The sequence below is a fragment of the Pullulanibacillus sp. KACC 23026 genome, assembly GCF_029094525.1.
In the GTDB taxonomy this organism is placed as follows: Bacteria; Bacillota; Bacilli; order Bacillales; family Sporolactobacillaceae; genus KACC-23026.
In genome coordinates, this window is the sequence record NZ_CP119107.1 from 3,048,111 (window position 1) to 3,066,124 (window position 18,014).

Sequence of the window (18,014 nt, forward strand, 5' to 3'; positions counted from 1 at the left end):
TTCAATATAAACGGGCAATCGTAAGGGCCTCTGCCGGTACCGGTCAAGCATTTAATCTCGGAGGCAATGAGTTACGGACATTAGTGGGGGAAAGGACCGCTTGCACACCATTTTGGCTGCCGTGACGCCCATTTTCGTGGGAAAGGACGGCTTGATGTTTTAATAGAAATTTACCTTAATATCTACAAGTTATTCCCTATATCCCTTTAAGATTTTCTATTAATTTTTTTGTATACTTAGTTGGGCGTAGACGCTGTTATAATATGGAATTCCTACTAATCAACTCCAAATTCTTTAAAACTGTCGCCAAATTGTCTCATATCATGTACTTTATTTGTATACGACTTTTTTAATAATGACATAATACTTGTAAACTACTTTCTAAGGAGTCACCTATGCAAATAAGTGAAAAACGATTACGTCATCTTATTTTAGAGTGTGAACGTCTTAGGGATGAAAATCAAAAATTAAGAGAACTCTTAGGAACTAATAATATTTCTATAACGAATTCTATCCCTGCCTCAACTGTTAGTGAGACTTCAAAACTTAGAGATGAAAAAATTAAAGACGCCATATATCTATTTAAATCACTTTTTCATGGTCGATCGGATACCTACGCAGTTCGCTGGGAAGCCAAAAACGGAAAGTCTGGTTATGCACCAGCATGTCAAAATGAATGGCAAGCTAACCTTTGCAATAAACCAGCAATCAAATGTTCAGAATGTGAAAATCGCCGTCTTCTCCCTTTGACTGATCATGTCATTTTTGAACATTTAAGCGGAAAAAAAACTATCGGACTCTATCCTTTATTAAAGGATGAAACGTGTTGGTTCTTAGCAATCGATTTTGATAAAAAGGATTGGCAAATAGAATCTATAGCTTTTATTAATACTTGTAAAAGATTGGGTGTTCATGCTTATCTAGAGCGCTCCCGTTCTGGCAACGGCGGTCATGTGTGGATTTTCTTTAATCAAGCGGTATCTGCATCTCTAGCAAGAAAATTTGGGCACTATCTAATAACAAAAACTCGATATGAAACTAAACTTCAACTGGCATCATATGATCGTCTGTTTCCGAACCAAGATCTTTTAACTAAAGGGAAGTTCGGAAACTTAATAGCCCTTCCCTTACAAGGGTCTTCGAAAAACCAAAATAATAGTGTGTTTGTTGATGAGCACTTCACTCCGTTCCCTGATCAGTGGCGTTATCTATCTACCATCAAAAGAATGTCAAAAAGCGATCTTGAAAAAATTGTGAGTCAAAAAACCTTTCAAGAACCGATTATATCCTGGATAAAGGAAACGGAAACCCAAGATAAACTAAACAATCATGAACCAGTTGAATCGATTACTACTTTAAAACTCATTCACAAAAACGGGATTTTAATCAAAAAAGATCAATTGCCACTTCCTTTGTTACAGCAAATTAAGGAATTAGCTATATTCAATAATCCAAATTACTTTAAAGCGAAAGCCCAACGATTTTCAACTAACACTATTCCGAGAAAAATTGATTGTTCAGAGGAAGAAAATGACAATCTTATCTTACCGCGCGGTTGTTTAGAAGATATTAAGAACTTGTTAAAAAAACAAGCTATTCAATTGGAGATTGAAGATCAATTATTTAAGGGGCAGCCTTTAACTCTGAATTTTGAGGGCAATCTTCATCCACAGCAAGATGAAGCGCTGAAATCTCTGCTTGCAAATCCCATTGGTATCTTGTCTGCTACAACGGGATTTGGTAAAACCGTCATTGCATCGGCACTTATTGCTCAAAGACAGACCAATACGCTAGTTCTTGTACACCGCAAACCCCTAATTGATCAATGGAAAAAGAGCTTAACACAGTTTTTAAGTATTGATGAAAAGCAAATTGGCCAAATTGGCGGAGGTAAGCAAAAACCAACTGGGATCATAGATGTTGCGACCATTCAAAGTCTCAATCGCCATGATGAAGTTAAAGATTTTGTGAAAAATTATGGTCAGGTCATTGTTGATGAATGCCACCATATTTCGGCCTATAGTTTTGAAAAAGTATTAAAAAAGGTCGAAGCTCAGTTTGTAGTTGGGTTAACCGCAACTCCTACACGAAAAGATGGACTTCATCCCATAATGCAGATGCAACTAGGTTCAATAAGATATAGAGTTAAAGCCAAAAAACAAGCAAAAATTAGACCTTTTGAGCACATCTTAATTCCAAGGTATACACAATTTAAAAGTAAAAATAAAGAATCGAGCATACAAGAGTTGTACAATGAGTTAATTAAAAATAAGAATCGTAATGATTTAATTTTTGATGATGTTCTTAAGGAGTTGGATAATGGTTCTACTCCTTTGATCTTAACGGAAAGAATCGAACATATAGAGGATCTTGTAAAGCGATTTAAAGGATTTGCCAAAAACATTATTGTCTTAAAAGGTGGAATGAAGAAGTCTGAGGAAAAAGAACGATTAAGGCAATTAGCCTCTTTAGATCATGAAGAACATCTCATTATCGCAACCGGCAAATATATCGGAGAAGGCTTTGACCACGCTCGATTGGATTCCTTATTTTTGACCATGCCGTTATCTTGGAAAGGCACTTTGGAGCAATATGTAGGAAGATTACATCGACTTCACGAAAACAAATCCAAAGTAAAGGTTTATGACTACGTCGATCACAAAGAACCTATGCTTCAAAAAATGTTTGAAAAAAGATTAAAAGGTTATCAATCATTAGGTTATCAAATGGCTAATGACAATACCAACACCACAAAAAACCATATTCAAATGGAATTGTTTTAGACGAGTAAAAACTACCTAAGATAGCCTACCCACCATTTTGGCTACCGCGACGCCCATTTTCGTGGGAAAGGCCAGCTTGCTCACCATTTTTGTTGCCACACCCACCGCGTTTTGGTGTATTGGAGGCTTCAACGCTCACTTTTGGCTCTGCACACGCTCTGTTTTGGTGTATTGGGGGCTCCATCGCACACTTTTGGCCCCGCTCCCGCCACATTTTGGTGTATTGGAGCCCCCATCGCACACTTTTGGCCCCGCTCCCGCCACATTTTGGTGTATTGGAGGCTTCAACGCACACTTTGGGCTCTGCACACGCTCTGTTTTGGTGTATTGGGGGCTCCATCGCACACTTTTGGCCCCGCTCCCGCCACATTTTGGTGTATTGGACGCTACCCCCATCGCACACTTTTGGCCCTGCACATGCTCTGTTTTGGTGTATTGGGGGCTCCATCGCACACTTTTGGCCCCGCTCCCGCCACATTTTGGTGTATTGGAGCCGCCATCACACGCTTTTGGCCCTGCACACGCCATGTTTGCCCACCATTTTCATTCCAGCACCGCCAAATTTCGTGGGCAAGGGCGCCTTCCACACCATTGGGCTGTCCTCTAGGCTGTTTTCGTAAACTTTATTGTTTTTTAGGCTCCAATAAGCTCACTTTCCGCGGACAATCCGTGAGCCTCCTCGGCAAAATACGCCTGCGGGGTCTCACCTGGCTTGCTATTCCCGCAGGAGTCTTGCCTATTTCCACCTATTTTTATCAAATAGCAACACTCTTTTAGAAAAGAGTCTTTTTCTAAGAATGCTTAGTCTCCTCTTCTTTTAGGTTCTTTCTTTATTTCCGAATTTGCCATGTTGTTTAACCAAGCATTTACTCGAAATATGAATAAAATAGGTACAAACCTTTTTAAGGAGGATCTTCTATGAATGCCTATACCGTCATGATTGAAACGACCCCTAATAAGGCTAGTGCCAAAAAGCGTTTCGAGCTACTCAAAAGCCGTCATATCCATTCCCGCATCGCGACTTTACATCTAGATAACCAGACCTATTATAGTGTACAAGCAGGGCCATTTACTCAAAGAAAAGAGGCATTGACTCAGCTGGACGCCATCAAAAAACTAGGAATTAGACATGCTTTTATTACACGAAACGCTCAGTAACTCAGCCTCTTTCTTACCCAACTTCATTCGGCTATTTGATCAACAAATGAGGATAACTCTAAAATCGCAAACTAAGTGATTGAAGGTTGCCTCATTTTTTTGAGGCAATAACTCGGTTCTCTTGAGAAGCATCTAAGCATTTGAGTTAGCCTTAATATCCTGGACATCCTGTAAAAATGGACGATACCGAGTTTTAGTACCCTCTGTCCACATTTCTATCAGTTTCATCCCATCAATTAATTCAATCTGAAGCTCTTTTGCATAGCTAACCGCATTCTCAGTAAAACGGCTTGTCGTCACAACAAACCCACCCCCTGCATTTTGCTTAACCATTTGCGAATGAATAATCGCAATCGGTTCATAATTCACTGCCTGATTCGGCGCGTAACATTTAACTTGTCCTAAGTGGAGCCCATCCTGCCTTTCATGTTCTATATCCACTCCATAATCCCCTGAGCTTCGGGTGACATAGGTTTCTCCAGAGTAATAATTCTCTAAAACTCTCGCAACGAAACGCTCGAACATCAAAGGATTTTCCTCTTTCTCTGAATTCACTTCTTTTTTATATCGGTGATACACTCCCAGCAAAAGGGAGAGCTTCATTTCTTCTTCGGTTTCAATTAAACTAGTCGTGACACTTTTTAGATTCTCATTATCAATTCTTAAACGACGATAATAAAAGCCAAATAATCCGCCAAGAATGATTACGGTCAAAACAATTCCCATTTGAAAGTCATCTCCTTTTAATTAGAATAATGACCAAAAATCTATAAATTAATTCAGGCAAACTATAAATTTAAGTTTTTATATCATTACAGAAATCTATCAACTAAAAAAACAACTAATTTTAATATTCTTGATGATACAAGCCTTGCTTCATTACAATTTTTCATCTACGTTACAATCATCTTTCAAACCCATTGATAGGGACAAGTCTTGACGAATAGTATATAGAGCTTTTTATAATTATAGATACATAGTTCGAGACGTGAGATAAAAAGAGATTTAAGGGAGGTTTTATTTTTGTTTGATAATGATATTAATATAGATCAATTTGCTAGGATTAAAGTCATTGGGGTTGGCGGCGGTGGCAATAATGCGGTGAATCGGATGATTGAGGACGGGATTGAGGGGGTTGAATTTATCGCGGTGAACACGGATGGACAAGCCCTCCATCAATCAAAGGCGGAGATTCGGATTCAGATCGGGCAAAAGCTGACGAGGGGACTCGGAGCAGGTGCCAACCCCGAAATTGGGCGAAAAGCCGTTGAAGAAAGTGCCCAAGAGATTCAAGACGTAATCCAAGGTGCGGATATGGTTTTTATTACAGCGGGAATGGGTGGTGGTACAGGAACCGGTGCTGCGCCCGCCATTGCTGAGATCTCTCGCAGGCTTGGAGCTCTGACGATTGGAGTCGTCACGCGCCCTTTCAAATTTGAAGGCTCGAGGCGTGCAGCCAACGCTTCAAAAGGGATCGATCGCATGAAGGAATCGGTGGATACCTTAATTATAATTCCTAACGACCGATTGCTCGAAGTGATTGATAAAAAGACAAACATTCTCGATGCGTTCCGTGAAGCGGACAGCGTTCTCCGCCTTGGTGTTCAAGGCATCTCTGACTTGATCTCTGTTCCGGGGCTCATCAATCTCGATTTCTCCGATGTAAAAACCGTCATGTCTCATAAAGGAACTGCTATTATGGGGATTGGGATCGCGACAGGAGAGAATCGAGCCGCTCAAGCCGCTCAAATGGCGATTAATAGTCCCCTGCTCGAAACGTCTATTAATGGGGCACAAGGAATCATTATGAACATCACAGGCGGAAGCAATCTCAGCCTTTTTGAAGTCCAAGAAGCAGCTGCCCTCGTCTCCGAACACTCTCACGAAGAGTTGAACATGATCTTCGGCGCTGTCATTAATGAGCATTTAAAAGATGAAATTATTGTAACCGTCATTGCGACAGGCTTTACCGGACAAGAAACGCGAGCGGCAAAAGAAATCGAACAGCCGCGCGGCAAAACAAAACCGATTTATCCTCAAGACGACAACTATACGATTAAGCCAAACGATATTTATCAAAGAGAACTCAACTATATCGCTGACCGGGAGCCGGAAAATTCAGGTGATCGATTTGATGGTGAAAACTCTTACTATAACAGACGAATAAGGCGAACTCGATACAATAAGGATTGAAATATATTTAAAAATGGCGGGCAGCCCAAGGCTTTTTCTACAAACGGTGGAGACAGACCTCTTTAAGCAGTCATTTTTCAGCAGAGGTCTGTTCCCCCCCAAAAAAAGAGGCTAACCGAACGAATCGGCCAGCCTCCATTTTAATACGAGTCTTATTGATTTCCTTTTTTCACCCATTCAGCAACTTGAACAGTGCGTTTCGCTTGGTGTTTGACAGCCGCTTGAACGTCTTCAATCATTTTACCGTCTTGGCCTACAGTAACGCTTGTTCCGTATGGGTTTCCGCCTGCTGCAAATAGAACAGGATCGGTATACCCAGGTGTTGCAATGATCGCACCCCAGTGCATCATGGACGTATACAATGAAAGCAAGGTAGCTTCTTGTCCGCCATGAGGATTTTGAGCGGAAGTCATGGCACTTACAACCTTGTTAACGGTTTTACCAGTTGCCCAAAGTCCGCCTTGAATATCAAGGAATTGCTTCACTTGAGATGGCACGCCACCAAAGCGAGTTGGCACACTGAAGATAATAGCATCGGCCCATTCAAGGTCTGCTGAAGTGGCTTCCGGAACATGCTTAGTTGCTTCAACGTGAGCTTTCCAGCCTTCGTTGCTATCAATAACCGATTGAGGAGCTAATTCCTGAACTTTTAATACTTTTACCTCTGCGCCCGCTTCTTTGGCACCTTCTTCAGCCCATTTTGCAAGCTGATAATTTGTTCCTCCCATGCTGTAATAGACGACAGCTACTTTAACATTTGACATCCTTTCAGTCTCCTTTTTTATTGATTTCCCAAATAACCTGGATAAAATACCCATAGTTTTTTCCTCCCACCCTATTTTTCTAATAAAATTAATCCAGTTCTTTTACTTCGATTGGAATTAACGTTTGATTCAGCTGACTTCTGTGCTGTTCGTACTGCTCAGGCAGCATTAATTTTTCTCCCATTGTTTCATGGGATTCATCATAGGCAAAGCCAGGAGGATCCGTCGCAATTTCAAATAGGATCTCCCCATACTCTCTGAAATAAATGGCGTTAAAATATTGACGGTCCCGAACAGGTGTGACCCCATAACCATATTGTTCAAGGTAGCTCTTCCAATCGAGTTGATCTTGGTCGTCAGTGGCGCGCCATGCGATGTGATGGACGGTTCCAACTCCCATTTGTCCGCTGCCCGCAGGTGTTAACTTGATATCAATCACATTGCCGATATCTCCTATAGAACGATAACGAACAAAGTTTCCTTCTTTTCCCACTAAGTCGAGACCCATTAAAGTTCCGAGTAAACCGGCTGTTAATTCAGGTCGAGCCGAATAAAGAGTGGCCCCGCCAAACCCTTTAATGGCAACTTCTTTTGTCACACCGCCAAATTCCCAGGTGTTGAGTTCCCCTTCTTCTCTTTCCACTATTTCCAAGTGAAGCCCATGTGGATCGTCGAAAGCTAAATAGGTCTCACCGAAGCGCTCCGTCTTTGTAAAAGGGATCTGAAATTTTTCAAATCGTTTCTCCCAAAAAGTTAGAGCCCCTGTTGGAACGACATAAGATGTGACGCCGACCTGGCCGTCTCCAATCGTCCCTTTTGCCGAATTTGCCCATGGAAAGAAAGTAATAATGGTGCCTGGATTTCCACCTTCATTACCAAAATAAAAATGATAAGTACCAGGATCATCAAAATTGACCGTTTTCTTCACTAAACGAAGCCCCAGAACACCTGCATAAAAATCAACATTTTCTTGCGGATGGCCCACGATCGCTGTAATGTGGTGAATCCCCATTGTTTGCTTCATGCCTCTATTCACTCCTTTTCCATTTAAACTCACATAAATATTTAAATAAAGAATTCTTAATTCGAGATATTTTTGAAACGAATACATCACTGTTATAACACTAACTGTTGGCCCTGCTCACACTCGGTAACTTCAAGCGTGATACCTAATAAGCCTAAGCCCATTATAATCTCATTTTCAGATATAATCAATTAATATATTACGAATTCGAGATATTTAGGTAAAAAAGATTAGATTTGTTGCGCATACTTACCTAACCTTTTTAATTGGTCAATTATCTGTACTTTCTCCTCGGCATTTAATCCGCCAAAGATCGCTTGAATCGCTTCTTTATGTTTTGGAAAAATCGTACTCATTAGTTCTTGCCCCTCTTCCGTGATAACGGCAAATGTCACGCGGCGGTCATCCGGACAGGGCTTGCGTCTAATGAGTTTTTTCTTCTCTAATTTATCCACCACATAAGTGATACTGCTGCTCGCTAGCAACACCTTTTCACCTATTTTTTGAATCGGCTGATCACCTTTATTATACAAAAGCTCTAACACAGCAAACTCAGTCGTGTTAAGCCCATAGCTTTTGATGTCTTCTTCCACACGCTTAGTAATCGACTCCATCGCTCGCGTCAAAACAATAAATAACTTTAAGGATAACTCCGAATCTTCACGATGTTCCAAAGACATTCACCCTTTCTATTTATCTCGAATTCGAGATAATTATATGATGAATCTTTAAAAATGTCAACACCTGGCTACCCGCTACCATCCTCTGTTCTGGAGAAATCCTAAAAGGTGGACCATTTTTCCAAGAAGGTCGACCATTTATCCTAAAAGGTTTGTGAAAAACCTAAGAAGGTGATTCAAAAATCCGAGAAGCTCATCCTGCACCGTCCCCTGTTCTGGAGAAATCCTAAAAGGTGGACTATTTTTCCAAGAAGGTCGACCATTTATCCTAAAAGGTTTGTTAAAAATCTGAGAAGGTACCTCAAATATCCGAGAAGCTCATCCTGCACCGTCCCCTGTTCTGGAGAAATCCTAAAAGATGGACTATTTTTCCGAGAAAGTCGGCCATTTATCCTAAAAGGTTTGTTAAAAATCTGAGAAGGTGATTCAAAAATCCGAGAAGCTCATCCTGCACCGCCTTCTGTTCTGGAGAAATCCTAGAAGGTGGACTATTTTTCCAAGAAGGTCGACCATTTATCCTAAAAGGTTTGTTAAAAATCTGAGAAGGTACCTCAAATATCCGAGAAGGTCGACCCTCACCGCCCTCTGTTCTGGAGAAATCCTAAAAGGTGGACTATTTTTCCAAGAAAGTCGGTCCAAACTCCCCTGCCACAGCTAGTCCGCTTCAGGATTCGAGAAAGATTGGATCACTAAGGCTGCCGGGAGTATATAGCCGACCATGGCTTCAATCACGGCGACTCCTCTTGAAAGACCGAATGGGGTCAAATCGCCATAACCGACTGATAAGAGCGTTAGTGAGCTCATGTAAAATGCTCTTAATAGACTGTCAAGTAACGTTTCCTGATGAGATGAGGTAGAAAAATGATCGACAATTGTCCCTAGTTTTGTCCAATCGAGTAACCAATAAATGATCGCAAAAAAGATAATGACGTTCATATAAAACAAAAACAATGCCGTTAGCTTTTTAACTTTTTTTTGCTTGAAAAATCCCCTAGACATAAGTTCCTCCATAAGTCTTCTTTATTAAAACTTATGCGAGTCATTGAGCCTTTACTTCTAGGATTTGCGTGAGGAAGCCTCGGCCTATTTATCTCAAGCTTAACGTTTTTCAATATAGGTGACCCACTTAAAGTACCCTAACAAAATCATTAAAAGAATCGGGTCAAGTATCATGGAATAGTAAATTTTCCACCAACCATAATGGAAAAATCCCCACGGTTCAGGCAGTAAGGCAAGATACTCGTATCCTATTACAAAAATCAGCCAACCCAGTAGATAAATGAGTTTTTTTGGAATTCGGGAATAAAAGAGATACCCGTTCAAAATCATAATATTGACCGGTGGGATAAGCAGTGCATAGACGATGATATTAATTCCATCAATCCCCTTGTCAAAATAGCTGTACCCATTTAATTTCTCGTCAATAAATAAATCAAACACCATTTCTAGAATCATGCTAAATTTCCAAACATGAAAGATTTGATTTTTGGTCAACTGTTTTTTCATAACTATAACAATGGAATTAAAAACGATTAAGGACACAATGAAAAGAATCATTTTAATTAGTCGGCACCTTTTAGAATGGTAATTTGAACTTATTTTTCCCCTATGTCCATCACTTGAATTCAACGTTAAATGAAATGGGCTGCCAAGAAGTCATTCGGGATAATCCATCAATCAAAAAGGGATACTAATCTTAAAGCGATTAGTATCCCCTATTTTTATTCTTATTTTATCGTTAAAACTTGGCCGACATGAATTGTCGTTGATTTAAGTCCACTGGCTTTTTCTATAGCTGCAACGGTCGTTTTATATTTCTTCGCGATCTTGGAGAGACAATCTCCCTTGACCACTTTATATGTCACTTTCTTAGCTGCTGGTTTAGCGGCTGCTTGAACTGTTATAGAACTAGAGCTTGCACCCACTGTTACTTTTTGAGTTGTAGTCGTCTTGATTTTTAACTTCTGACCTACTTTGATGGTGTTTGAGTGAAGCTTGTTATCGTTTTTAATCTTAGTTACAGTCGTATGATACTTCTTCGCGATTTTTGAAAGAGAATCGCCTTTCACCACTTTGTAAGTGACCGTTTTAGTGACAGTGACCGTTTTAGTGACTGGCTTTGGTGCAGGAGCCTTTGCTGCAGGAGCAGGTGTTGGTGCGACTGTAGTTGGCGTTGACTGAACCGGTGCAGTTGTAGTCGGTGCTGCTGTTACCTCTGAACTAGATGGGATATTGAGAATCTGACCTATCCTAATCGTGTCTGATGTTAAGTTGTTTGCATCCTTAATTGCTTGAACCGTTGTATTATACTTTAAAGCAATTTTGGTAAGCGTATCGCCTGAAACAACATTATAAGTGATTGGATTAAGTCCAGTTGATTCTGCTTGACTTGAAGAGGTCGCTCCATTTAAGAGGTTTTGGAAATTATCCCAAATGGATGGATCTTCATGTCCTAATGCCCAACTACCTGTTCCTTTAAGATTATATTTATTCACTAAATTAATTTTTTCATCAATGCTCTTCTGATCGTCATACCATAGCGTATAATTCCCCGCTGTTAGCGTAATGCCGCCGACAACTATTGTTGGATCGGTGGATTTAATCGTAAAAGTTGCTTTCTCGCTGCCCTGTGTTGCATCATAAGCAACGGTTCCGTTGTACTTTTGAACAATGGCGTCGATATTTTTTTGAGAAACGGCTACGCCATAAACATTTGTACCATTTGATGTCGTGCCGTCTGTTTTCCAAAGTCGACCGTAAAAAGGCATTCCGAGAACTAAATGATCAGGAGAAACACCTTGATTGAGCGCATACTGTATGGATTTTTCTACCCATGGTAATCCTGCTACTGGCCCAGGAGTCGTTTCACCTGACCAACTTTCATCATACGCCATCAGCATAAGGTAATCACTGTTTTCTGCTAAGGCCTTGTAATCATAGGAGCCTTGCCAGCCCGTCGACCAATTACTTGGATTGGCCGCCACGGCAACGGATATATCTTTATCTGGAATCAGGCTGTTAAGACGTTTAACAAAATCGGTATAATTGGCTCGATCGGCTTCGGTCAAACCTTCGATATCAATATCCACACCGTCTAGATTTAACGCCTTTACTTCATCAGCAACCTCTTGAGCGAGCACCTCTCGATTCTGTAAGCCTGCTCGTCCAATTTTTTGATCCCAGTTATTACTTAAATAAGGCGTTACTTTCATTCCTTCTTGATGCATTTCATCAACAAAGGCCTTGCTATATTTAGATGTCACCTTTAATGTGCCATCACTATTGATTTCAAAGTAATCGGGCGACACTGCATTAAGTGCCCCGTTTGTCTCAGCGACTTCGGTCGAATAATTCCCGAAAAAAAGATAAGACATATTAAACTTGGCAGAGTTGGTGGTTGTTGCAGCTTCAGCATGATGTGACAGACTAGTAAGTGACGTCGCAATAATTGAAGCAGATAAAACTGTACCAGTTAAACAGTTTAATAGTCTCTTATTTATCCTAACCACCACTTTCTTGTAAGTTGGGTTTCTATCGCACATTTAGAATTATAAAGGCGATCATGCTAGTATACTAGTGGGGAGATACTGGTAATTTTATTTAGCGGCTAATAAACCGGCAGACTAATGAGGAATAAAAACGCAGGCTTGTGGATGGCATGATTTCGGGGCATAACGAATCCTTCTTACACCTATTGTTTTTTTCGTGTAACGACGATTCTCTATTACTGATTTTAAAACAAGAATAGAGGTAACGTGGTTTCGCTATAACCTTTCGTTTTTGAGTCATAGCTAGCGTATCCTCGTTACCTTTTCTTCAGATATACCTCGTAATTCCGCGGCTTAACGTATCATTATGCCTATTGTTTTTTCGTGTAACTGGTCGACACGTGTTTGGCCATTATTTCGATCCCATACTTTCTGCTTGCCGGACTTTCCCTTCCTTATAGATTAAGCTTATTAATAACAGGATGCCGGCGACAAAAGAAAGAATGATAAGGACAAACGGCAATTTGGGGTTAATGGTATAGGTCCAGCCACCAATTATCCCTGCTGGAGAAATAAATAATAGAATTAAGACTTGAAGGATCGAAAACATCTTAGCCCTCTGGTCGTCTTCCATCACATTCTGGACAATCGCTTCTAAGTAAGGACTGGCAATAAAACTACCGGCCGCACTCAAGATGGTGCTAAGGATAACGAGCAGGAGTTGACCCGTATTAATGGAAATGAGAATGCCATTAGCAAGGATCGCCAAGGCAAAGCCCCACACGATATATTGATTGGCTTTTGCCTCAACAAACCGCGGAATGACGAAGAAGAGCAGCCCGAGCATCGCGATTGAAGACACCGCTGGAAAAATGGCAATAAGGGCGGCATTAATATGTAGCGCCTCGACCAAGTAGATGGATAGATACGTATTTTGTAAAGTCATTTGGAAATTAAACAAAATATAAATGCCAAATACGATGACTAACAAAGGATTGGACAAAAGAGCTTTCATCACTTGAATATATTCAAGCAATGTACTTTTTAATTTTAGGGATTGGCTTTCATTCCGTTTTCGAATACCGATCTCCGTTTCATGAGTTGCGGCATTTCGCGTGTAGTTCATAATGGTCACACAGACCGCAAAAATGAGGTACATGATCCGCATCGCCGGTACAAGCGAAAAGTGATGAACGAGCAACCCTCCAAGCGGTGCGAACAACCCGCCGATCACACTGATCAGCTGCAGCACTCTAAAAACAATGGAACGGTCCTTTGCATCCGTATCCTCAACCAAGAGACAATACCAAGCGGTGGTTGGAACTCTTTGAAAACTGTTACAGACCGCGGCAATCAAAAAGTACCAGAAGTTTTGGGAAATTGCCCAAATAAGACCGGCTGCGGTCCAAGCAATTAGATCGAAATACAAAAGGGCCCGCTTCCGTCCCATCCTGTCTGTCAAATACCCGCTTATAAAAGAAGTCAGAATCTGAATCACCAGTCCAATTGAGGTAATGTATCCAATCTGCTTTTCATTGGTTCCGAGCTGCAGCATATAAACCGACACATACATCGTGAGCATACTATTAGGCAAAATAAAAAGCGGCTCATAAATTAGACAGCCCCTCGCATTTCCTTGAATTCTGCTAAACAAAAAAACTCCCCCATTATTAATACATGATGACTACATTCGCAACCCGTCTCGCCTCTTTAGTCAATGAATCGAACGATTAACTTTCGCTCGAACCAAAAACTCTAATACCTCAACCTTTTTTCTGAACCTTAAAGGCTCTGTTGATTGGCTAAAATTTCGCAAAACCACTTCAACCCATCTAATGGATTCCTTTATTATCGCTTATTTGTTTAAACATTTCATCTTTTAACAACAAACTTACTGCTTGAAGCACCACCATGAATTGACTATCTCGAATAAGTATCTTGCTTGCTTGCGAAAAATCCCTTTCCTCCATAATCCGTGGGGACAGTTTTTGTCAAGCAGTCAATTTTTCAGCAGAGGTCTTTGCTAGAAAAAGACCTCAACATAACTGTTGAAGTCTATAGTTGATCGTCACCTATTTTTCGATAGAGCCTTCTCGTCTGGATATCTCCATTAATAGTTTACGAGTATACCGCTCTCTTCTTATTGATTGTATTCATCGGGGTATAATTCCTCTGACACTTGTTTACGGTCTAATGTGAAGAAGAAAATCGCCACCCAAATCTGTACAAGAAAGAGTAAGAAATCCATTGAAAGTCCTCTATTGTTCGAAGTGATATCAAGAAAGAGGTCTTCTCCTTTTAAAAACGGGAAATTAATCGCCATAATAGAAGAAATAATCCCCGCCCATATGCCAATGATTCGAATCAGTTTAGTTAATTTGTTTCTGAATAAGGACATGGCGATCACGAAGAAACAAATACCTAAACAAAGTTCGCCAACCTCCAATACCACAGCAAATAAAACGGGATGCGCCATCGTTAGTCTATTTAGAAAATTCGCGACAACCGAACGCGGTAATTTATTAATGCTAACACTCAATCCTCGGTTCAATTCTTGCGGAAATTGGTGATTGAAGAGTTTGTCGATCCCAGAAGCGATCCATTCATAGGCAAGTACTAATAAGATAAATGGTGCAAACAATCGTTTATATAATGTTTCTTCATGCATGATTTCACATCCTATTATCAAGTCTTTAACTAGTGTGGGGGAATGGGCAGATCAATGGTAATCTGCCCCCCTTTTTTATGAGAGCTCTTGAATTTTTTCTAATATCTCTTTTTGCTGCTCTTCCAGTGTATTTTGTGAAATGACTTCATTTGAACCCAAGTAATTGAGTGTTTGATATTGATGGTAATACGCTTTTCGCTTCGCATCCTTTAATTGTTCCTCCCGAATTTCAGGATAGGATTCATAAAGTGATGCTAAAAGCTGATAGTCCTTATTTAACAGCTCATTTTGCTGAGCAACTAATTCGTTGAAATCGCTCTCCATAAGAAGAGCCTTATTTTTCATATCTGTCCAAGCCAAAATTGACGTTTTGCTCCGATTAATCCTTGAAATGACCTCTTCGTATTCCCATATATGGTCTTGATTTTCAATAATTTTCAATTTCGAGATCAGCGGTTTAATCGTCAATCCTTGAACTAATAGAGAAAAGATGACAACGCTGAACGTTAAGACGATAATATCATCTCGTCCAGGGAAAGTTCTTGGCAAACTAAGCGCTAATGCAATGGACAAACTTCCTTTTAGTCCACCGTAATTTAAAATATGTTTCCATCTTGCCGGTATATCTTTTAACCATGATAGAGCTCCATAAACAGCAATACTGCGGCCGACAAGAACAATCACGATTCCAAGAGCGATCATTCCCCAGCGGCCCCCAATATTAATTTGAGAGATTTCCAAACCAATCATAAGGAAGATTACGGCATTGGCAATAAAAGCAATAACATCATAAAAATTGTGGATGTTCAGTTTCGTTACGGGAGACATGCCAATCTTCCCCCCATAATTCCCAAAAAGTAACCCTGCCACCACCACGGCAATCACACCGCTGACGTGAAATTGCTCGCCAGTCAAATAGGAACCAAAAAAGACTATAATCGAAATGGTGATTTCCAGCGGGTAGCTGTCAATCCTTTTAATAGAAATAGAACCTAAATAGCCAAACAGAAGACCTATAAGGGTGCCGCCGATAGCAAACTTCAAAAATAAGATTAAGCCTTGTCCAAAGCCGGCAGCTCCCATTTGCATATAAGCAATCAGATAAATGGAGGATATTTTAAATAAAACGACTCCGACGCCATCATTAAATAAGCTTTCACCTTCAATGATGGCGTTCATCTTCTTGTTAACGCCTAATGGCTTGAAGATTTGCAGGACACTTATAGGGTCGGTTGGACTCATTAGCGCGGCAAATGTAAAAGCGACAATGAGGTTTAATCCAAGTAGATAATGACTGGCAAAGCCCACGATCACATAAGTAACCAGCGTTCCGCCAATTGCCAATGACAAAATAGGTGATTTGTTTTCTCTTAAGTGACTAAACGGTAATTTTAAGGTCGCTTCTCCTAATAATGCTGGTAAGAAAATGGAAATAACAAAGATTTGAAACACTTCTGAGTCTGTTATAAAACGCTTGGATTCATCCACAATTGGGACATTCAACATACCTAATATGAGTCCGACTATGACTAATGGAATGCTATAAGGCGTTTTCTTATAATACGCAAATACCGCCACCCCTACACTAACCGTCAGGAGGATCATTAATTGAATCATCATATCGTTGAACCCGTGCGCAGAAAGGCTGGGTTGAACCGTCATTAGGAAAGCATTCATCTTTTTTTGATTCCTTTCATTAAAATTTCCTTTTATATAGTTTGAACTTGTTTTTGATAAATAGACAAGTCTGCTTTAAAAGGTCATTCCTTTACCTTTTCCAGTTCTCGTGGGTTAAATTTTTAGACAAGTCCACGGTCTCTATCGGTAAAAGATTCACGATGTATAGAAAAAGGAGCCCGCCACCTGGACATAAATGTCCCATGGTGACAGACTCCTCCAAAATGCTTACTTTTATGTATGTATTCAATTAGAATGAAATGAGTCCATCTCATCACGGTCGATTGGCTGACACACAAACTATATTACAAAATCATTACAATACAGTTACTTTAATCATATATCCTCAGACTTAACTTGTAAAGAGTTAAGTTGAAAAGAGAGTCTAAAGAAGTGACACTAAAACCTCCCGTTTACAAGCGAAAAAGGACAATCGCGGGCTCTCCAGCACCTCGCTTTAAGACGAACAGGAGGCTTATTGCTCGCAGCGGACTTCAGTCGGCACACCTCTTTAGGATGGGCAATAGCCTCCTAACACGCCGCGGGGGGGGGACGCCTTCTTGGGGTGATGGAAGCCCCCACTTCTCGCTTCTTGGGTGGGAACAGCCGCCTATCCTATTTAATAAGACCATTGGAGCTTTGAACAGAAAAAAGTGAAACGCGAGAACCGTCCCCGCGTTTCACTTTAATGTACGCCATCTTTGTAGTGTTGGATGTAGCCTGGTTTGCCGTTGTTTTTGATGTCTTCTTTGGTTTTTTCCAGTTCATTGATCATGTCTCGTTTGACTTCATCGATGACTTCTAGGAGCACTTTTTCTTCATGAAAGTCGCTTTTATCATCTTTAAGCACTTTCATTCCGACTTGATAGAGTGTATCTGTTTTTAAATCGTCGAAGCACGCCATTAATTCTTCAACGAATATAGCGAGGCCCCTGTAACTAACTGGAACCGCCTCTTTAAATGCTTGAAGTTCTGGTATTTGCAGATAGTCTTGGTACCGCGCTTCGATTTGTTCGGTGTGCTCACTTGCCCATTTAAGCTCATTGAAAATGATTTCTTGTGATCGATAGACACTTTTAAAGAAGGCTAGATTCAGCAAGCTGTCCTCTTTATCATTTCCAGATGTATAAACCTTCAGTCGATTCTCTTTAAACTGGTTCAGTGAATCGATTAAGTGCTGAGCGAACAGCGCAAGATCCTTATGTTCATTTGGGAAACGCTCATACAGATCTTTTATTTTCTTTTCCATATCTGATTCCCCTCTCTTTATCTGTTATGAACCAAGGTATGACAGTGACTGGTGGATCAACTTGAATATTCGAATTCCATTCATTGTATTTCGTAATACCCTGCATTCAGTGGCCTTATTGAACCACTTTCCTATCTAAGTAAAAACTAAGGCGACACTTATTTTTCTTATTATTGCGACTTGGTTCTATATTAAGTAAAACATAATCTCAGCTTGTCCAAGACCATTGTGTGTTTTTTTCGAAATATCCACGAAACAGAACCTGTTAAATCGATCCATTAATACTTCTGAAAGAAAGGCTCACTAAACAAACGGATGCTAACGTTTTCG

The 18,014-nt window shown here is 40.4% G+C and carries 14 protein-coding genes; 3 read left to right on the top strand and 11 right to left on the bottom strand.

What is annotated here, in order from left to right:
• The first annotated feature begins 395 nt into the window (after positions 1-395).
• A complete protein-coding gene (locus PU629_RS14035) occupies positions 396-2,783 on the top strand; it encodes a TOTE conflict system archaeo-eukaryotic primase domain-containing protein (protein WP_275280689.1) in 2,388 nt (795 codons plus the stop codon).
• A gap of 918 nt (positions 2,784-3,701) precedes the next feature.
• Positions 3,702-3,941: an SPOR domain-containing protein gene (locus PU629_RS14040; protein ID WP_275280690.1), complete on the top strand. Its 240-nt coding sequence runs from the start codon at positions 3,702-3,704 to the stop codon at positions 3,939-3,941.
• A gap of 132 nt (positions 3,942-4,073) precedes the next feature.
• Here the strand turns inward: PU629_RS14040 and PU629_RS14045 are convergent, their stop codons facing one another.
• Positions 4,074-4,667 carry a restriction endonuclease gene (locus tag PU629_RS14045; protein ID WP_275280691.1) on the bottom strand — a complete coding sequence of 198 codons (594 nt, stop codon included), beginning with the start codon at positions 4,665-4,667 and terminating at the stop codon, positions 4,074-4,076.
• 297 nt (positions 4,668-4,964) lie between these two features.
• On the opposite strand from PU629_RS14045, the gene ftsZ reads away from it, so the two are divergent.
• On the top strand, positions 4,965-6,134 hold the full coding sequence (gene ftsZ, locus PU629_RS14050) for a cell division protein FtsZ (RefSeq protein WP_275280692.1): 1,170 nt from the start codon (positions 4,965-4,967) through the stop codon (positions 6,132-6,134).
• A 152-nt stretch (positions 6,135-6,286) separates the two neighbouring features.
• On the opposite strand, the gene wrbA is transcribed toward ftsZ, so the two are convergent.
• From wrbA to PU629_RS14100, 10 genes are all read right to left on the bottom strand, one after another.
• On the bottom strand, positions 6,287-6,898 hold the full coding sequence (gene wrbA, locus PU629_RS14055; protein ID WP_275280693.1) for an NAD(P)H:quinone oxidoreductase: 612 nt from the start codon (positions 6,896-6,898) through the stop codon (positions 6,287-6,289).
• Positions 6,899-6,986: 88 nt separating this feature from the next.
• Positions 6,987-7,922, bottom strand: coding sequence for a ring-cleaving dioxygenase (locus PU629_RS14060; RefSeq protein WP_275280694.1), 936 nt, complete (start codon positions 7,920-7,922; stop codon positions 6,987-6,989).
• A 230-nt stretch (positions 7,923-8,152) separates the two neighbouring features.
• The gene (locus PU629_RS14065) at positions 8,153-8,536 is read right to left on the bottom strand and encodes a MarR family winged helix-turn-helix transcriptional regulator (RefSeq protein WP_481900517.1); all 384 of its coding nucleotides are present in this window, start codon (positions 8,534-8,536) and stop codon (positions 8,153-8,155) included.
• Between the two features lie 720 nt (positions 8,537-9,256).
• The gene (locus PU629_RS14070; protein ID WP_275280696.1) at positions 9,257-9,601 is read right to left on the bottom strand and encodes an ion channel; all 345 of its coding nucleotides are present in this window, start codon (positions 9,599-9,601) and stop codon (positions 9,257-9,259) included.
• Between the two features lie 99 nt (positions 9,602-9,700).
• Entirely contained in the window at positions 9,701-10,159 is a 459-nt protein-coding gene (locus PU629_RS14075; protein WP_275280697.1) for a hypothetical protein, read from the bottom strand.
• A gap of 170 nt (positions 10,160-10,329) precedes the next feature.
• Positions 10,330-12,111 carry a LysM peptidoglycan-binding domain-containing protein gene (locus PU629_RS14080; protein WP_275280698.1) on the bottom strand — a complete coding sequence of 594 codons (1,782 nt, stop codon included), beginning with the start codon at positions 12,109-12,111 and terminating at the stop codon, positions 10,330-10,332.
• Positions 12,112-12,502: 391 nt separating this feature from the next.
• On the bottom strand, positions 12,503-13,744 hold the full coding sequence (locus tag PU629_RS14085) for an MFS transporter (protein WP_275280699.1): 1,242 nt from the start codon (positions 13,742-13,744) through the stop codon (positions 12,503-12,505).
• Positions 13,745-14,230: 486 nt separating this feature from the next.
• Positions 14,231-14,758 carry a hypothetical protein gene (locus tag PU629_RS14090; protein ID WP_275280700.1) on the bottom strand — a complete coding sequence of 176 codons (528 nt, stop codon included), beginning with the start codon at positions 14,756-14,758 and terminating at the stop codon, positions 14,231-14,233.
• A 75-nt stretch (positions 14,759-14,833) separates the two neighbouring features.
• Positions 14,834-16,378 (bottom strand): cation:proton antiporter, encoded by a 1,545-nt coding sequence (locus PU629_RS14095; protein ID WP_275280701.1) that lies wholly within the window; start codon positions 16,376-16,378, stop codon positions 14,834-14,836.
• A 742-nt stretch (positions 16,379-17,120) separates the two neighbouring features.
• A complete protein-coding gene (locus tag PU629_RS14100) occupies positions 17,121-17,684 on the bottom strand; it encodes a hypothetical protein (protein WP_275280702.1) in 564 nt (187 codons plus the stop codon).
• Positions 17,685-18,014: the final 330 nt, after the last annotated feature.